A 17,903-nucleotide genomic window follows, 5' to 3' on the forward strand; every position below is an offset into this window, starting at 1 on the left:
AATTATCTGTAGAGAAAATGGCGCTTTTTGCAAAATTAGTGAGGTTAAAATTTAACCCCCAAACTGAGAATTTCAAATACTTAGAGAGTAACTTATGAGTGAAAAAACAGTAAAAGTGATGGAAGTAAACTTATTGCCAAAAGGAGATTATGTTTCGTCAGGATTTTCGACTATCCAGCCAGATTCATATTTTCCCAATATAACTTTAGGCAATAAATATGATTCTTTTTGGCTTTATTTACGGCGGGATATTACTCATAACTGGTATGTGGATAAGCGAAAACAGAATGTAGGATTTGTCAGTAGAGATGAAGCTCATATTATATATAATACAGCCTTAAAATTTCAGGGGAAAAAAGCTTTAGAAATAGGTTGCTGGATGGGTTGGTCAGCTTGTCATTTGGCTCTAGGAGGAGTAGAGCTAGATGTAATCGATCCGATGCTATCCCAACAATTATTTAACGAAAGTGTCACAGAGTCACTAAAATTAGCAGGTGTAAGAGAATCTGTAAATCTAATAGCAGGACATAGCCCTCAAAAAGTAGAAGAGATCGCAAATAAATATCAACGGAAATGGTCGTTGATATTTATAGATGGTAATCACGAAGCACCGGCTCCGCTCAATGATGCAATTATTTGCGAACAATTTGCAGAAGCAGATGCTTTAATTTTATTTCATGATTTGGCTTCTCCCGACGTAGGCCAAGGCTTGGACTACATCAAAGATAAAGGATGGAACACAATGGTCTATCAAACTATGCAAATTATGGGAGTTGCATGGCGGGGAAATGTTGAGCCTGTAATACATCAGCCAGATCCTAAAATTAACTGGCGCTTACCTCCACATTTACAAGGTTATTGTGTAAGTGGTTCAGTTGAAACTGCGACGGAAGATAAATTTGCAGAAATTCTCAGGGCAGTTCAACCATATACTTTATTGAGTGAAGGAAAGTTATTTTCGCTTTATAGTCAGGCAAAACAAGTATATTGTTATCTTTTTTGGCTGCCAAAAATGTTACTACAAGCGATCGCTAGAATGAAACCTATCAAGGGCGACTAGCCAATACGGTTCGGATAAGCATTTTGAAGTCAGAATAGGGTTTGGGGAAAAGGGAAAAGGGTAAGGGTTAAAGGTTTTTTATTCCCCTTTCCCCTTTAACCGAACCGTATTGGGCGAATAGTACAACACGGCGTAAATAAACCACCCATTTAAAATAGCCAGAATGCTTACAAAATAAGTATTCTTTCTTTTTACTTTTGCCTTTTTACTTTTGCCTTCTTAGCTATGTGTCGCTAGTCATGGCTTTCTCTAGATGAAACATAGAGCTTCAATTCATCATGCCCCTGTAGCTCGTCTTGATAGAACAATTTTATTGCTTGGTAGTCCAAAAGTGCATGAGTCATTTTTGAACTGACGACTATTTCATGGAAATCGGAACGATCAATGGCAATAACTTTGATCGTGGTGTGATTTGCCGCACGTACAGTTGCTTTACGTGTAGTTTCGTGCAGTAATCCTATTTCACCAAAATAGCTATTAGACCCCAATGTTTTTAATAGTTTTGATTCCGACCCTGAAAACTCTTGAATGACTTCTACCTCTCCTTCAATCAAGATATAGAATTTATCAGCCACTTCACCCTGACGGATAACAATTTCACCCGGCTGGAAGGTCAACATTTTTAACCTGGGAATCAACTGAATTAATTGCTTATCCGTTAAGGTTGGTAAAGCAACAGATAGCTGACCCTCATAGTCCACATCAAGTTTGCCATCTTCCATACGCACGATGCGATCGCTAGCCCCAAAGATCCGACTGTCGTGAGTAACAATCAAAACCGCACTTCCTTGTTCTTTCGCCAGTGTCGTCATCAGTTCGGTAACTTCTTGTCCTGTTTGCCGATCTAAAGCGGATGTAGGTTCGTCAGCCAGAAGTAATCGAGGGCGGTGAACAAGGGCGCGGGCGATCGCAACCCGTTGTTTTTGCCCCCCAGAGAGATCCCTGGGATAAGCATTCAAATGCTGCCCTAACCCTACCGCTTTCAGGATTTCCGTACTTTGGCTTCTGGCTTGGTGAGGCGTGAAATTCTCCTGTAGTTCCAGCGAAACCATCACATTCTGCTGGACAGTCATAAAATCGAGTAAGTTAAAATGCTGAAAAACATAGCCGATACCTCGCCGGATTTGCATTCGCTGAATTTCGTTGGCTCCATTCAGTTCATGATTCAGGACTTTGAGGCTACCCTCTTGAACAGAACGCATACAGCCAATTAGAGATAGTAGCGTTGTTTTTCCAGAACCAGATGCCCCAGTTAAAATAACAACTTCTTTTGAGTAAATATCTAGATCAATTCCAAATAAAATTTGTCTTTTATTTTTAGGTTCCTGATAATAATGATTCAGCTTTTTAATAGTTATTACCTGATTCATAAATCTAGAAAATTAATGAATTAAATTTACTTAAAAACATCAACTGGATCTGCATCTCTAACCTTTAATAAGGACAGCCCTGCTGATATTAGGCAAATCATACAGACTAATCCTAAAACAAAAAATGCTGATTCTATAGTCATTTGGATAAATATCTTGGTAACTTTAACTAGGTAATCATAAGCCAGACATGATATTATTCCACCTGGAATATATCCGGCAATAACTAAAAATATTGCCTCTTGAAAAACTATAGAAACTAGAGATTTTTGACTAAGCCCCAGAGCCTTTAAAGTTGCATAATTGGCAAGATTATGCGTAACCTTTACATAAAGTATTTGATATAGTATAAAAATACTGATAATTACAGCAACAATCAAAATAAACCGAAAGATAAAGCCCATCGGTGAATTGTTCTCGTGAAATATTTTTTCTCTTGTAATTAATTCCGATTTTGAGAAAACTTTAATATTTGCAGGCAGATAACTTCTTAATTGCTCAACAGTTTTATCTATATTGGCATCTACCTTTAATTTAATTAAGCCAGCATCTATTTTTGTGACGCTGCGTCCAAATAATTGACTAAAAGTTATTGGATTGATGATAAAACTAGCATCATAAGCATTATTAACTCCGAGTTCAAAAAGTCCAACAATTCTCAGCTTTCGCAATGAGCCAGTAGTTCCTGCTAAAACCTCTGCTGATGATTCTCCTTTTTCGTTGAATTCAGTAATGATGGGACTAAATTCATTTCTGGCATTCCGGTCAAATAAAGCAAATTTTTCCTTGTTTAGTTTTTCAATATTCTCTTTAATTCCAGGGAGATTCAGTGTTTGGATATTAGAAGGAATGCCTATGACGTTTACTCTAATGCGATAAAGAGACTGATTTCTGTCATACCATTGGGTTGAAGTAATATAAAGTGGTGCGACAGATTCAACATTCTTTAACGCTAGTGCTTGATATAAAGGTCTGGAGGAAAAAGTTACTGGTTGCAGTACAGTTGAAGAGAGAGAACTAACTAAAATAATATCTGCATTAAAATTCAAAGGTAATTGTAACGCCCCTTCTAAAAAGGCATTTCTCAGTCCAAGCTGCATAAAAATGAGAAATGTAATGCAAAAAATTCCCACAATTCCTGCAATAGTTTGATTACGTTGATATCTCAATTGCAACCAGGCGATCGGAATTTTTTGAAGTTCAATTAAAAAACGTCTGATCATTCTTCAAGCCCTATTGATGCATCAACTTTGAGATTCGTCATTCCTGCTACAACCCGGCTAGTTTCCCGATCCAGGCGAATTTTCACTTCTATCACATGAGCATCCACATCTGTTGCGGAATCCGTATCTAAAACATCGCGTTTACCAATTTCTAAACCTATTTGGGATACTTTTCCCAAGAGCGGTTTAGTGAGACTGGGACTGGTAATAGTTGCTGTTTGACCTAGATGTATTTTGGGGATATCTGTTTCATAAACCTCTGCTACTACCACCATTTGCATCGTATTACCTAAACTGACGATGCCTTTTGTCCCCACCATTTCACCAGGAAACGTTTGTACCTTGAGGATTTGTCCAGCTTGGGGCGATCGCACCACACTCAAGTCTAATTCCGCCTGAGCCTGTAACACCTTTGCCTGTGCCTGTTTCACCTCTGCTTGAGACAACTGGACATCTACTAGCCGCACTTCTGCCAAACTATTCAAAGAAGCACGAGCTTGATTCACCTGTCGTTGTGCCGCTTCCATCCCCAAGCGTTTGCTATCGTACTGGGAAGCTGAAACCGCCCCTTCACGGTACAAACTGCGATACCGTGACTCCTCTACCTCAGCATTCTTCAATTCTGCTTCCAGACGAGCGATCGCTGCTTGTTGAGCCTGTAAATCTCCTTGTTTAACCCCTGCTTGTACCTGCATTAATCGCGCTTGGGCTACTCCCACCTCTTCTTGCGCCGCTTTCACAGTCGCTAGACGACGAGTATAATTATCTAACACTGCAAGTACTTGCCCCGTCTTCACCCAATCCCCTTGCTTCACCCGTAGCTGTTGGATGCGGGCTGATTCTGTTGAAGAAGGCGGAAACACTTGCAGAACTTCTCCCTCTGGTTCCACACGCCCCAAAGCCGTCACCGCTTGCAACACTGGAGTTTCAACCACTGGCTGAGGTTTGACTGCTTGATTCTTTTCCATCATCCGATACACGATCACCCCACTCAGCGCGATTCCACCAAAAAGTATAGTATTTATTATTACGAATGACATAGTATTTTTACTGTTGCCATTGCGGATGAATAAATTTGTCATAATTATTCTGGCTTAGAGTATCAAACTATTGTTAGATATAGGATATAAGTCAACTTCACCTTGATAAAGTAAAATCTAAAAGCATAAATTATCTAGGGAAGTTTTTATCCTTATAATATATATTGTTATTATTATTACTGTAAATCGGTTTATACTGACTTCTGCAAAAAACTGAGTCAACAAGAAGGGTGTGGAGGGTAGGGTGTAGAGGCTACAGTATACACACAAGTCGAAAAACACTCTAGTAGTGGCGTGGCAAGGCTAAAATATTGCAAAAAAAATTGTAGGTTGGGTGGTGGCTTTGCGTAACCCAACATCCTAATATAACGTGAGTTCGATGAACCTCTCCCTCGCAACCTCCCTCTCCGAAACGGAGAGGGCTACGGTGTACACACAAGTCTTGAAATTACACCTCACACTTGGTTTCGTCGTTTATCCCTAAGCTGTTGGATCGCTCCGAAAGCTTGTCATTGCGAACGCGAGTGCGTCTCGTAGAGAGGAGGAACGACGAACGCAAGAGCGTGTCGCAGACAAGCAATCGCAAAAACTACGGGATTATGCGATTACTTCGCTCCGCTCGTAATGACAATTTATTGGGTCTAGAAAGCTTGAAACCCTTGTAGATACAACTTGTGTGTACACCGTAGCCGACACGGAGAGGGACAGACTTGAACTTTAGTTCAAGGCAGGGAGAGGTTCGTCGAATTCACGTATTTTTAAGCTTGCCACGCCACTACGAAACTGAGTTGTAATAGTTTCAAATCACATAGTCAAATATAGTCAGACATCTGCAAATTGGTTTTAAGCAACTCTACTTTCAGTATGGACACGCATAGTTAGCTGAGTTGTAAAGATGCTTGGACTGGAGCGCTAAATTTATCACTTGTCGGGGACTGCAATGGCAGCGACTATTATACTTTTTTATAGCGGTGATTTAGCGATCGCAGCCCAAACTCTATGATGAACTTCAAGAATTTCTGTAGGATATCTTGCTTCGAGTAACGTCGCCAATTCTTGGTCAAATACTTCTACCTTTTCTGGTGTCAAGCTGGCTCCCACACCGGCACTAGCACGAATTCGTCCCCGCCAAGCGACCTGTGTATAAGGTACAAATACATCGTAAGAAAATGTGCGGATTTCTCTAAATCCTCCTTCGCCAATATCTTGTAACCACAAAGGATGCAAGCCATTACCGCCGCCCATATTCCAGGCGGGATTATGAGCCTCGATCAGTTGTTCTGTGGCTTCAACGACATTACCTTTTAAAGGTATCCAATCAAAATGAGCGATCGCGATCGAGCCATTTCTTCTCAAGATCCGAGTAATTTCCTGGACGGCACGCGGACGATCAAACCAATGCCAACACTGTCCTGCTGTCACCACATCAGCACTGGCATCTGGTAACTCGGTATTCTCAGCAGTTGCGACTCGATAATCTACTTGGAGTTGGACAGATTCGGTTAACTGTTTGGCTTGTTCTAAAAGTGACACTGATGGGTCGATGCCGATTACATAAGCACCTCTATCAGCAAAGCCCCGCGCTAGTGTTCCTGTTCCTGTACCAAGGTCAACAATATTCTGCCCTGGTAAACCTATACCATATTCAGACAGTCTATTAAATAATGAACTGGGAAAGCCAGCGCGGTGTTTTGCATAATCAGTAGCAGTTGCACCAAAATCAATTTTCATACCTGCAAAACTATTTTTGTAACAATTGTCTAGGTTAGAAGTTCTCTACCCACGGACGTAGTTCTACTTCCCAAGTCCAAGCACTGCGAGGTTGGCGGAGAATGCTGAGATAAGTTTGAGCGATCGCATCCGGGTCAAGAGTACTATCAGGATTATCTACTGGATCTTGGCGAACTGCTGAACGGATTCCACCATCAATCACGAAATGCGCTACATGGATATTCTTTGGTGCTAATTCTCTAGCAATACTCTGAGCCAAACCGCGCAGTGCAAATTTCCCCATTGCAAAGGGAGCAGACAGCGGATAACCCTTAACACTGGCTGAGGCTCCAGTAAAAAATATAGCCCCGCCACCAAGTTGCAAAAACCTTTTGGTAGCAGCTTGGGCTACAAGAAAGCCACCATAAGCAGTGACATCTAGGGTTTTTGCCACCTCACCAGGGTCTAGATCAACCAGAGGCCCCCGCACCCGAAAACTGGGATTGTAAATAACAACATTCGGGGAACCGACTTTTTGCTCGATATCAATAAATAACTGTTCTACTTCATCCGGCTTTGAGGCATCAGCAGCGAAACTAGTCGCCCCAATTTCACTGCTCAATTGAGTGAGTTTTTCAATTTGGCGAGCTGCTAAAGCTACGGTAAATCCTTCTTTAGCAAATAGGCGAGCTAAAGAAGCGCTTAGTCCATTACCTGCACCGACAATTAAAGCTGTTGTTGCCATAAATTTAATTCTCCATAACTGAAGATAATTGTGAATTGCCCTTAGTGGGACTTTGACCAATTTGCAGTACACAAACTGCGGCAATCAGACAGAGAACGCCTGATAAAATAAACGCTTGTAAATAACTACCCGTCCAAGTTCTCAAGACTCCGGCTCCGAATGCTGCTGTGGCTGCACCAAGCTGGTGTCCGGCGACAATCCAACCGAACATCACGCCGACATTTTCTTTACCGAAGACGTTGGCAACCAGACGGACTGTTGGTGGTACGGTGGCAATCCAATCAAGTCCGTAGAAGACGGCAAAAATGGAAAGTCCATAGAAGGAAAAGTTGAAACTGAAGGGCAAGAAAATCAAAGACAAACCCCGCAGCCCGTAGTACCAGCACAATAAGTAGCGATTGTTCCAGCGATCAGATAGCCAACCGGACATAGTAGTTCCGAAAAAATCGAATAGTCCCATGATTGCCAAAAGCCCCGCCGCCTTGACTTCCGGGATACCGTGGTCAATACAAGCCGGAATCAGATGAGTACCAATTAACCCATTTGTGCTAGCACCACAGATAAAAAAGCTACCAAATAGCAGCCAGAAGTCACGATTACGCATTCCCAGCCAGAGGGCGTTAAGAGTGGAGGCGATGGAATTGACTTTCGGCTGTAACACTTCTACAGTTTCGCTGGTGTCACCAAAGGGTCGCAAACCAACATCTGCTGGGCGATCGCGCATAAAGGCTGTGATCGCTGGAATAATTAAAAGTGCTGCACCACTAAGACCTAGAGCCGCAGTTCGCCAGCCAAAGCGATCGGCGACTGAAGCCAGCATGGGTAAAAACACCAGTTGCCCCGTAGCCGTACTGGCGGTTAAGATGCCCAGAACTAGACCCCGCTTTTCTAAAAACCAGCGATTGACAACAATAGCACCCAAAACCAGGGCGATAACTCCGCTACCAGAACCGACTACCACACCCCACAGCAAGACTAGCTGCCAAGATGCTGACATCAAAGTGGTTAAACCGACACCAAGGGCAATGATAGCAAGCGAAAACACCATCATCCGCCGAATGCCGATCCGCTCCATAACGGTGGCAGCAAAAGGGCCAATTAATCCGTAGAGTACCAAGTTAATGGAGATTGCCAAAGATATAGTTGCTCTACTCCAACCGAACTCTTGTTCGAGAGGCACTATAAAAACTCCAGGAGCAGAGCGAATTCCGGCTGCCACCAGCAAGGCTAAAAATGTTAAACCTGCAACGATCCAGCCATAGTGGAACGAACGACGCGCTAGGAAGGAGGCTAGGGACATGAGTGGGGACAAGGGGACAAGGGGACAAGGGGACAAGGGGGACAAGGGGGACAAGGGGGACAACTATGCCCTATGCCCTATGCCCTATGCCTCATTCCCAATTCCCAATTGAGGAAAATTTACCCTGCATAAGGGTTGCCAATTCTGTCTACAGAGACATTAGAGGAGAATGGCAAACGACCGGGATTTAAGCGTGGTTCGGCTGCATAGCCAACAGGGACTAAAACAGCGATCGCTAAATCTGGATTATCCCCAGCACCAATTACTTGCTTTACCTGATCCTCAATCCAACCGTTCATAAAACAAGTGGATAATCCCAGACTTTCTGCCGCTAATACTAAATGGGTAGCAGCGATAATCGCATCTTTGATGGCATATTCGCGTCGCTTGTCGCCTAGCCCAGCTTGAAATTGCGGGACGGCGGTTTTAAAGTAGTTTACCGTGTTTTCATTCCATGCTCCAGTTTCGAGTCCCTGCTCTAAAATTGGGGTCAAGTTTTGTTTGTCTGCATTAGGATCGGCAGCAAACACAAAGGTAACAGGTGCTTGAACAATTTGCTGTTGATTAAAAGATGCGGCTGAGAGTGCTGCCTTTTGCGCCTCATCTTGCACAAGAATAATTTGCCAGCCCTGGATATTATAGCTGCTGGGCGCTGCCACGGTTAACTCTACCAGTTGCTTGAGTAGTTCTGGGGCAATGGGGTCTGTTTTAAAAGTTTTGATGGAACGACGTTTAGCGATCGCGCTAGGTACATCTAAAGCTTGGGTTTGGATGACGGTACTCATGAGATTCTCCTGATGGTTGGATTATGACCAAACAATTCGTAATTAGCATACAAGCGAATGTATTTATTCATGAAACAAAAATAAAAATTATTCCTTGTTCCCGAACAAACAACTTGCCTATAGTACGCCCAAGGGAACAGTCATCAAGTCATAATGAATTACGAATTACGAATTACACATTAGCTACCGCTTCATTAGCAGCCGACCAAAATGGATAGTCTGTATATCCCTGTTCACCGCCACCATAAAAGCTTGCTTGATTTGGTTGATTTAGTGGTGCATTCAAAGCCAAGCGTCGGGGTAAATCAGGATTTGATATAAATAATGTGCCAAAGGCAACTAAATCTGCGGCTTTGCTTGCCAGTACAGCATCGCCTTTTTCACGAGTATAACCACCATTGACGATGAGAGTACCTGTAAAGCGATCGCGTATATGACTGGTGGGTACAATTATTCCGCCATGTCTGATGTCTGCCTCTGTTGCCTCATAAATATGTAGATATGCCAAATTAAACTGGTTCAATGCTTGAGCTGCATAACCGAATGTCTCCAGAGGATTGGAGTCATGGATATCGTTAAAAGTCCCACTAGGAGAGAAACGTACCCCAACTCGGTTAGAATCCCACACACTAGTTACCGCCTCTGTCACTTCCAACAGGAATCGGGCACGATTTTCAATGTCACCCCCATATTTATCTGTACGATGATTAGTACCATCCCGGAGAAACTGATCTATTAAATAACCATTAGCTGAGTGAATTTCCACCCCATCAAACCCAGCCGCTAGAGCATTTGCCGCTCCCTGACGATACTGTTCGACGATCTGCGGTATTTCCGATGTTTCTAAAGCACGGGGAGTAACAAAAGGTTTTGGCCCCTCAAAAGTTGAAGCTTCACCTTTAGGAGCGATCGCAGAAGGTGCTACAGGTAAAACTCCATTTGGTTGTAAGTCAGGATGAGAAATTCTGCCGACGTGCCATAGTTGCAAAAAAATTCTTCCTCCCTGCTGATGTACGGCATTGGTTACTAACTTCCATCCCTCCACTTGTTCTGGTGAATGAATTCCTGGTGTTGCGGGATAGCCTTGCCCTTCAGGAGTTACCTGTGTTGCTTCAGAAATAATCAGTCCGGCGGAAGCACGTTGAGCATAGTAAGTAGCATTAAGTTCGTATGGGACGTTTCCCTTAGCTGCCCTATTTCTGGTTAAGGGTGCCATTACTATCCGATTAGGTAATTCCAGATTCCCTAATTGGTAGGGAGAGAATAAGTTGATATCAGTTGTCATTGGTTATATCTCCAAATTATTTTTAGTCATTGGGCATTGGGAGTTAGGAGTTAGGAATTAGGAGTTTTGTTTATCCCCCTCATCTCCCCAGTCCCCAGTCCCCAGTCCTCAGTCCCTAAACAATCGACCGAATAACGCCACCATCTACCCGCAAAGCTGCACCATTAGTTGCTGATGCTACGGGACTAGAAAGATAAACTACGAGCGCTGCTACTTCTTCATTAGTTGCAAAGCGTTTAATTAAGGAACTTGGACGCACGTTCTGAAAAAATTCCGCCTCTACTTCTGCTGGACTAATACCACGTTCCTGTGCTAGTTGAGAAATAAACTCTTCAACGCCTTCTGAGCGGGTTGGCCCTGGTAGGACTGAGTTTACTGTGACTCCAGTGCCCACAGTGATTTCTGCTAGTCCTCGTGCAATAGCTAGTTGCGCTGTCTTGGTTGTGCCATAGTGAATCATTTCCACTGGGATCTGAATAGCAGATTCGCTGGAGATAAAAATTATCCGTCCCCAGTTTTGCTCTAGCTGCTTTTGCAGATATTGCCGACTCAAGCGGACTCCACTGAGGACGTTAACCTCAAATATGTTTAACCAGTCTTTATCAGTAATATCAAAGAAGGTTTTTGGCTCATAAATACCTAAATTGTTGATGAGAATATCAACGTGAGGAACTTTTTCAAAAAGTTGCTCTACCCCTGAGGCCGTGCCGGTGTCAGCAACAACACCAGAAACTTTCGCATCCGGTGTAGAATGCTTAATTTTAGCGATCGCTTGAGCTACTCTTTCTTCAGACCGACCATTGACAATTACTGATGCACCCTCTTGAGCCAACCCAAGAGCGATCGCCAAACCAATGCCTGCGGTTGAGCCACTCACCAATGCGGATTTACCATGCAGTTTCAAGTCCATTTCGCTCTTTCCCCGTTAATTGAAACAAAATGAGCAGGGGACTGGGAACTAGGAAGTAGCGGAGATGAGGGAGATGAGGGAGATGAGGGGGATAAACAAAACTCCTCACTCCTCACTCCTCACTCCTAACTCCTAACTCAGCACTCAGCACTCCTAACTCAGCACTCCTAACTCAGCACTCAAATTAAAGATGCTGTGCTAAGGTCTTATTCAAGGTAGTTTTTGGGACTGCCCCGACGACAGTATCAACCTGCCGACCTCCCTTAAAAACCATCAGCGTCGGAATGCTGCGAATTCCGTAATGGCTAGCGACAGTAGGATTTTGATCTGTGTTCAGCTTCACAAATTTCACCTGTCCTTCGTATTCCGCAGCAACTTCATCGACGACTGGGCCAACCATCCGGCAAGGGCCGCACCACGGGGCCCAAAAGTCCACTAATACCGGAATTTCACTTTCCAAGACTTCTTGCTTGAATGTGGCTTCTGTGACATTTGTAATGGATGACATAAATTGCCTTCCTAATTAATTCTATAATTCGATATTATCGAATAATAAAAATATATGCCACCTGATGAGATAATGCAACTATGAGATTTCTTTATCATCCAGATCGAAAAAATATTTCTTTACCGGGAGTGTTATATGCATTGGGCGATCCAGTGCGGCTAGAGATTGTGCGGCTGCTGGCCACTGAGGGGGAACAATGCTGTGCGAGATTTGATTTTGCGATCGCTAAGTCTACAATGTCCAATCACTTCAAGATTTTGCGCGAGTCGGGGATAGTCTTGACACGCAAAGAAGGGACACATCATATTAACATATTACGGTGTGAAGATTTAGAGGTGTTGTTTCCAGGGTTGCTGGATGCAGTATTGAAAGCGGCTCAACCATTGCCTGTTAGCCCTGTTAGTACTAAACAAATAGCTTCAAGGATTTAGGGGCATTGGTCATTGGGTATAAATTGTTTAAGAATCTTCTCGTTTTTCTTTCTGTATTTCTAAATCAGCAAAGATATGGTGTTGTTCTCGAAGAGTCCTTGGAGTGTGAGATAAACCTAAATCTGTAGAGAGTAAATCAATACCATCGATAATTTTGGGTATCTGAGCTTGATCGACTTGCAGACTCAGAAAGCATTTCTCCCTTCCGTTTTAATCGGCACATCGTCTACAAAAACGAGCATCCGAATTCCATATTGGTCAGTTGTGCTACGTCCAACTTGGATTTTACTTAAATCCCGAAATAATGCTTCATGCCCACCATCAAATACCACTGTCCGCAGGTATTTGTAGCCTTCTGTACCAACAGACGCGTTAAAAATTCAAAATTCAAAATTCAAAAAATTTCAGACGGGGATTTAAACCCCGATTGAAATAGACATCTCCGGAAAAGATTTAGAGACCACAAATTTGCACGCAGACCTAACCCCCCTTCCCCCCTTCCCTTGTAGGGAAGTGGGGTTTTAAAGCCTCTCCCCGAAACGGAGAGAGGTTTGGAGGGGGGTCTTTTTTCTTTTCTGGAGATGTCTAATGGGTGCTACATATAGATTGCAGGTTCTTAAACCCTTTAATTTACGATAAAATAAACGTCATTGCTCCAGCGATATTCTTCAAAATCAAGTGCAAGAAGGGTTCCGCCACTGAAGTAAGCAGAACCCTTCCTAAGTATGTCAGAATCTAAGCATTCAAGAACTGTGATAATTTTTTTATGGTGTTCAAACCTCAATTTCATAAACAAACTTGCAACCAGGATTTATAGCGTCTGGCGAGTTCCTGAAGAAAATTGAGTTCTTCACCTTCAAGATTATTAAATAGGTTGCGATATTGCCAACCACGCTCGTAGCGACTCAGCATTTGTTCTGGAGTAAACCGATAGACATCGACTGTCTGCTAACAAATTGACTCCAGAAAAGGCAGCTTTTTGGGAACAATAACAGGATTATTTATTGGTGTTGCGGTTGTCATAACTCTTCTATTGAACCACTTTCAGCTTACTTTTATTTTAGATTAAAAACTGGTATTATCCGAGCTAGGATAAACTCTTCCTTTCCAAGCGCCGCCGCGCCCTTGCCAATGACGGAGTGCTGAGTCTAAAGTCATTAAAGTATAAAGAAAAGCGATCGCAGGTAAGCTCAACGCGAACCAGGGAGAACATTTATAAAAGCGGATCGTTGGGTAGTAAGCGAAAGTCATCAATAGCCATCCTAATAAACCTGTAAGTGCGATCGCCCAATTGCCCCAAACTGCACCTAGAATTACACACACAGGTGGAACTAGATAAATCAGAGGCATTCCTACTAAAGTTCCCAATAGTAGTAATGGAGAATAATTCAGTTGAGTATAGGCACTACGGGCAACCATATCCCAAATCGTCACCAGCGAATCATAGGGACGCAGACTGCAAGTCAAAGTACTCAATCCTAGCCAGATACGCCCTTGACTGGGCATTGGGCTTGTCCTCTTATCCCCCACCACTCCCCCACTGTTCTTAACAGCCTGAGCTAGGGCGCAATCGTCTATTAAAGCTTGGCAAATGACTTGGATACCCCCAATTCGCTCTAAAGCTTCACGGGCGATCAGAATAGATCCCCCGGCGGCGGCGGCTGTGGGATTGTTGGGATTATTTACCCAGCGAAAAGGATAGAGTTTTTGGAAGAAAAAGACGAAGGCTGGAATCAAAAGTTTTTCCCAAAAGCTTTTACACCTGAGTCGCACCATTACCGAAACCATATCTAAATCTTCTTGGACAGCTTTGGCAACCAGTCGGCGGAGATTTTCAGGATCGTGTTCGATGTCTGCGTCAGTCAGCAAAAAATAGTCAGGTGTAAGTTTACTAGCGCTCTTGATACCTTGCTCAACTGCCCAAAGTTTGCCCGACCAACCAGGAGGTAGTGATTCACCTGAGATAATATGCAGTTGTTGGGGTTTACCGACAGCGTGTGCAACCCCTTCAGCAAAATTTGCTGTCCGGTCTGTGCTGCGATCGTCTACCAAAAATACGTTGAAAGAACCAGGATAATCTTGGAGTAGGAGCGATCGCAAGGTGATTGGTATCAACTCAGCTTCATTACGGGCTGGAACGACGGCACAAACCACAGGTAGCGATTGTAGCTGAGTTTCTGTAACCTCTAATTGCTGGTCTGTCCGCCAAAATTGTCCCCAAAAACAGAGTAATCCTAACCAAATTGTCAAGGATAAGAGCATCAATCCTAATATAATTACACTCATGACCGTCGCTATCTCCCTGTGCAAAATTCAAAATCACTGTACCCCTACGGGATGCTGATTTTAGATGAGGTGAACTGCGATCGCTATCTATCGACATCTACCTCTAAAACGGAAGCTGATGCCTCATCGTACCGAGCATCCCAGTCTAATTGTCCAGGTAGCCCAGATTTTCTAGCAGTAGGGTAACGCCCTTTTCGTTTAATTCTTGTCCTGTTAATTCGTGCCACTTCTGTTTGATTTCTTGTTTATGTGGTCTTCTTCCTAATTTATTGGCCCAAAGTCGAATTTCTTCATACCAATTGTTATTAACTTTGGAATCATTTGGCTGTGGTTTTATCTGTTCATTTGGGTCAGGAGAGAAGCCAGATGCTTCAATATCCTCATTTCGGTTACGTTGCACCAAACACCCTGTCTCAATGTACCAAGCCCCAGCTTTGTTACCTGTTAAATTGCAGTTCTCAATTGTACCTGCCCCTTTATTAGCAACCCATACCGCTTGCCCAGTATTACCGTGAACTCGACAGCCGCGAATGATGGGGTCACTCCCCTTTTCAATACCAATCCCTGCTGCCTTGTTGTCATAGATATCGCACTCTTCAATTACACCATAGCCATTTTCATTCACCCAGACTCCATTCCTTTGACCATGATGTATGCGGCAACGGCGAAACGTTGGCTTGCTTCCGTAGAGAATACAAATCTCTGGGTAGGTATTATCAAAAATATTGCAGTTCTCAATGAGTCCTTTGCTACCACCAATAAAGAGAAAACCATTTTCTTGATTGTGATAAATATTACAATTCCATAATTTTGGTTCACTCTCTTTATCTACGTAGATCCCCTGAAGATAATTATTAAAAATATCGCAATCTTCAATGCTTCCTTTACCAGATTCGTTGATAACTATACCAGCATCCGTTCCATCATAAACACGACATCTCCACAGCAAAGGGTTGCTATTTTGACAAATGCCTACTCCAGCGAGCTTATTTGCAAAGATATCGCAGTCTTGCATCACTCCCGAACTTTCGCCAGTCCACAAAATACCATTCCCTTGATTGCTATGGATATGGCATCTGCGAACATTTGCGTAGCTTCCCTGATATATACCAATTCCAGAGGAAGCATGATTGAAGATGTAGCAGTCTTCAATCGTGCCCTGAGCGCCTTCATCTATATATATCCCCACGTCTGAGCAATCATGAATACGGCATTGTCGGATTGTCGGATGAGCCTCAGTACTAGAAATCCCTACACAGCTAGCTGAGTTATTATTGGTAATATCGCAATCCTCTAACACGGAATTTCCCAGGGGAATATGTACCGTAAAAAGGTTTTTGGTTCCAGACCGGCCGCGCAGGGTGAATCCCCGCACCAATACACCACCTGTCATGATCTGAATGCAGTTGAACTCTTTGCTTTGGATCACGACTGATTCCTGAGTGCCATCAGCAATAAGCTCTACTGGTATACCAATGCTGATACCTTCGTAAACTCCTGGCCGCACGTAAATTCGTGAATTAGGTTGAGCAACGACCAGGGCTTCACTGATAGTTGAATATTGTCCTGTACCTCGCTGACAGACAACCAGTTCCTGCATAGTGCTTTTTTATATTCTCTAAGTTAATATCTCACAGTTCGGGTATTGTTGTACAAAGGGATAAGCGATCGCCTATTTCTAGAATCAGAAACCCCGCCATAAGTATTCGGTCAGTTGCCGTCCCACACGACGTTCTTCGTTTGGATCGGGGGGCAAATTCCAACGCAGAGATTGATAGAGCAGATGGCGGTGCAGGTCAAAGGTGGCTTCAATTAGTTCCCCATAGTTTCTGGCGGCATCAACTGCCCAGTAGTAATAAGCAAATATAGCAGAGATGATGCCCACAGGAGCCGCCCACCATGCCCAAATTGTCCAGAGGATAAATAGCAGACTCCACAGCCAGATACGGATGGCAGCGTTGAGGTCAGCGCGGGCTTCTTGCAGGTCTTTTTTGACAGCATCAGAGAGGAGAAGCCACAGGCGTGACCAGCAGACGATCGCATCTAATCCATATTTTTCTAGGGGGCGCTGTTCGGCAGCACGGAGGATGTTGCCCAGGCGTGTGGGCATAAGTTGGTTGTCCAGGGGTCGGTAGTGTTGTTGCCAGTCCAGCGATATCCACTCATCCTTTAGTTCAGCGATCGCTTGGGTGAAGCGTTGTGCTAGATCCTGGTTGGTGAGTTTTTGTAATTGTTTTTTGTGGGATTGGGGTCGATTCTTTATGTGCCAGATTAGCTGTATGGCTTCATCCCTTTGCTGATCTGTAAGCTGCAATAGATTAAGGGCTGCAAATTGCTGAGATTGCTCATCGAGTTGTTCCAGTGTTTGCTTTCGATCCTCAATCCCTTGACTGCGTTTCTTTCCTCTAGCAATCAACCAACGACACAAAGGACGCAGCCAGGGATGCCAGTAGCCTTCCAAAAAGCGCAGCACAGGTAAATCGAAGCGTTGCACCACAAAAGCAGAGGCGACAATCAGGCAGAAGCCCCCGACGAGGAGGGCGATTTGTAGGGGTTCGGATTGTTGACTGAACCAAGTGTTAGCAGGTTTCCAGCCAAAGCGCTGTAGTCCGGCGGCAACTCCCCCTGCCCAAAAGACAAAAGCGGGGGTGAGGAGGGTGGCAACCCATTGTTCGGCGAGTTTGCTGCCAAAGCTTTCCAGGATTTTTGCGGACATGGTACGACCGAGAGACTTGATAGGGCTGAGGCTAAAGAATTCGGCAAAAGGTGGGACGGGTAAGCGATGCCTACGCTCTCTTGTTCATAGACGGCGAGGATGCGTGGGAGTATTGTATCCTTATGGTTAAGCGGGTTCTAGGGGAACATTGTGAGTGCGACACAGAGGCGTGGGGCGACCGATGCGATCGCGTGACCAAGTGTAGTCGCACAGAGGACATTTAAATCTGGGGGCAGAAATTTTAGATATATTACCAGCTAGTGGATCGAATCCTTTTTGAGTTGCATTCGCTTGCTGGAATTCTGTCACCCAGGTGCCAGTCGCTCTTTCGTCCGTCAGTAACTCCAAGATGGAGTCCTCAACGGATTCTCCAGCTTGAACCTGTTGTAGGAGTTGGTCAAGTTGTTGACGCATTTGTTCTCCGGCTTCAATATCCAGTAATTGGGAAAAGTGGGGACGAATGGCGAGGGCGGTTTCTAAAATTGAGAGGTTATCAGTCATAGTCGCTTGAATAAGTAACAGGTTGCAATAATG

The 17,903-nt window shown here is 43.8% G+C and carries 18 protein-coding genes; 2 read left to right on the forward strand and 16 right to left on the reverse strand.

Features of this window, described 5'->3' with window-relative positions:
• The first annotated feature begins 94 nt into the window (after positions 1–94).
• Positions 95–1,060: a class I SAM-dependent methyltransferase gene (locus tag V7L07_RS07255; protein WP_335056351.1), complete on the forward strand. Its 966-nt coding sequence runs from the start codon at positions 95–97 to the stop codon at positions 1,058–1,060.
• 233 nt (positions 1,061–1,293) lie between these two features.
• On the opposite strand, the gene V7L07_RS07260 is transcribed toward V7L07_RS07255, so the two are convergent.
• From V7L07_RS07260 to trxA, 10 genes are all read right to left on the reverse strand, one after another.
• Complete coding sequence (locus tag V7L07_RS07260; protein WP_335056352.1) at positions 1,294–2,430, reverse strand: ATP-binding cassette domain-containing protein; 1,137 nt, start codon at positions 2,428–2,430, stop codon at positions 1,294–1,296.
• Positions 2,431–2,456: 26 nt separating this feature from the next.
• The gene (devC, locus tag V7L07_RS07265) at positions 2,457–3,653 is read right to left on the reverse strand and encodes an ABC transporter permease DevC (protein WP_335056354.1); all 1,197 of its coding nucleotides are present in this window, start codon (positions 3,651–3,653) and stop codon (positions 2,457–2,459) included.
• Positions 3,650–4,735: an ABC exporter membrane fusion protein gene (locus tag V7L07_RS07270; protein ID WP_335056356.1), complete on the reverse strand. Its 1,086-nt coding sequence runs from the start codon at positions 4,733–4,735 to the stop codon at positions 3,650–3,652. The genes devC and V7L07_RS07270 overlap by 4 nt, the downstream gene beginning before the upstream one ends.
• 921 nt (positions 4,736–5,656) lie before the next feature.
• Positions 5,657–6,424: a class I SAM-dependent methyltransferase gene (locus V7L07_RS07275; RefSeq protein WP_335056358.1), complete on the reverse strand. Its 768-nt coding sequence runs from the start codon at positions 6,422–6,424 to the stop codon at positions 5,657–5,659.
• A gap of 34 nt (positions 6,425–6,458) precedes the next feature.
• Positions 6,459–7,148 (reverse strand): SDR family NAD(P)-dependent oxidoreductase, encoded by a 690-nt coding sequence (locus tag V7L07_RS07280; protein ID WP_335056359.1) that lies wholly within the window; start codon positions 7,146–7,148, stop codon positions 6,459–6,461.
• Between the two features lie 4 nt (positions 7,149–7,152).
• On the reverse strand, positions 7,153–8,448 hold the full coding sequence (locus tag V7L07_RS07285) for an MFS transporter (protein WP_335056360.1): 1,296 nt from the start codon (positions 8,446–8,448) through the stop codon (positions 7,153–7,155).
• Positions 8,449–8,567: 119 nt separating this feature from the next.
• On the reverse strand, positions 8,568–9,233 hold the full coding sequence (locus tag V7L07_RS07290) for a nitroreductase family protein (protein WP_335056361.1): 666 nt from the start codon (positions 9,231–9,233) through the stop codon (positions 8,568–8,570).
• A gap of 172 nt (positions 9,234–9,405) precedes the next feature.
• Positions 9,406–10,518 carry an alkene reductase gene (locus V7L07_RS07295; protein WP_335056363.1) on the reverse strand — a complete coding sequence of 371 codons (1,113 nt, stop codon included), beginning with the start codon at positions 10,516–10,518 and terminating at the stop codon, positions 9,406–9,408.
• Between the two features lie 115 nt (positions 10,519–10,633).
• On the reverse strand, positions 10,634–11,428 hold the full coding sequence (locus tag V7L07_RS07300) for an SDR family NAD(P)-dependent oxidoreductase (RefSeq protein ID WP_335056365.1): 795 nt from the start codon (positions 11,426–11,428) through the stop codon (positions 10,634–10,636).
• Positions 11,429–11,612: 184 nt separating this feature from the next.
• A complete protein-coding gene (trxA, locus tag V7L07_RS07305) occupies positions 11,613–11,936 on the reverse strand; it encodes a thioredoxin (RefSeq protein WP_012412473.1) in 324 nt (107 codons plus the stop codon).
• Between the two features lie 80 nt (positions 11,937–12,016).
• Between trxA and V7L07_RS07310 the strand changes: the two genes are divergently transcribed.
• A complete protein-coding gene (locus V7L07_RS07310; protein ID WP_335056367.1) occupies positions 12,017–12,367 on the forward strand; it encodes an ArsR/SmtB family transcription factor in 351 nt (116 codons plus the stop codon).
• 185 nt (positions 12,368–12,552) lie between these two features.
• On the opposite strand, the gene V7L07_RS07315 is transcribed toward V7L07_RS07310, so the two are convergent.
• From V7L07_RS07315 to V7L07_RS07340, 6 genes are all read right to left on the reverse strand, one after another.
• The gene (locus V7L07_RS07315) at positions 12,553–12,699 is read right to left on the reverse strand and encodes a hypothetical protein (protein ID WP_335056369.1); all 147 of its coding nucleotides are present in this window, start codon (positions 12,697–12,699) and stop codon (positions 12,553–12,555) included.
• Between the two features lie 454 nt (positions 12,700–13,153).
• A complete protein-coding gene (locus V7L07_RS07320; protein ID WP_335056371.1) occupies positions 13,154–13,279 on the reverse strand; it encodes a hypothetical protein in 126 nt (41 codons plus the stop codon).
• Between the two features lie 153 nt (positions 13,280–13,432).
• On the reverse strand, positions 13,433–14,653 hold the full coding sequence (locus V7L07_RS07325) for a glycosyltransferase (protein WP_335056373.1): 1,221 nt from the start codon (positions 14,651–14,653) through the stop codon (positions 13,433–13,435).
• A gap of 145 nt (positions 14,654–14,798) precedes the next feature.
• Positions 14,799–16,253 (reverse strand): right-handed parallel beta-helix repeat-containing protein, encoded by a 1,455-nt coding sequence (locus V7L07_RS07330; protein WP_335056375.1) that lies wholly within the window; start codon positions 16,251–16,253, stop codon positions 14,799–14,801.
• Between the two features lie 84 nt (positions 16,254–16,337).
• On the reverse strand, positions 16,338–17,369 hold the full coding sequence (locus tag V7L07_RS07335; protein ID WP_335056377.1) for a hypothetical protein: 1,032 nt from the start codon (positions 17,367–17,369) through the stop codon (positions 16,338–16,340).
• A 126-nt stretch (positions 17,370–17,495) separates the two neighbouring features.
• Positions 17,496–17,870, reverse strand: a complete 375-nt coding sequence (locus V7L07_RS07340; RefSeq protein WP_335056379.1) for a hypothetical protein — start codon at positions 17,868–17,870, stop codon at positions 17,496–17,498.
• Positions 17,871–17,903 lie beyond the last annotated feature (33 nt).

The organism is Nostoc sp., from assembly GCF_036916985.1.
In the GTDB taxonomy this organism is placed as follows: Bacteria; Cyanobacteriota; Cyanobacteriia; order Cyanobacteriales; family Nostocaceae; genus Nostoc.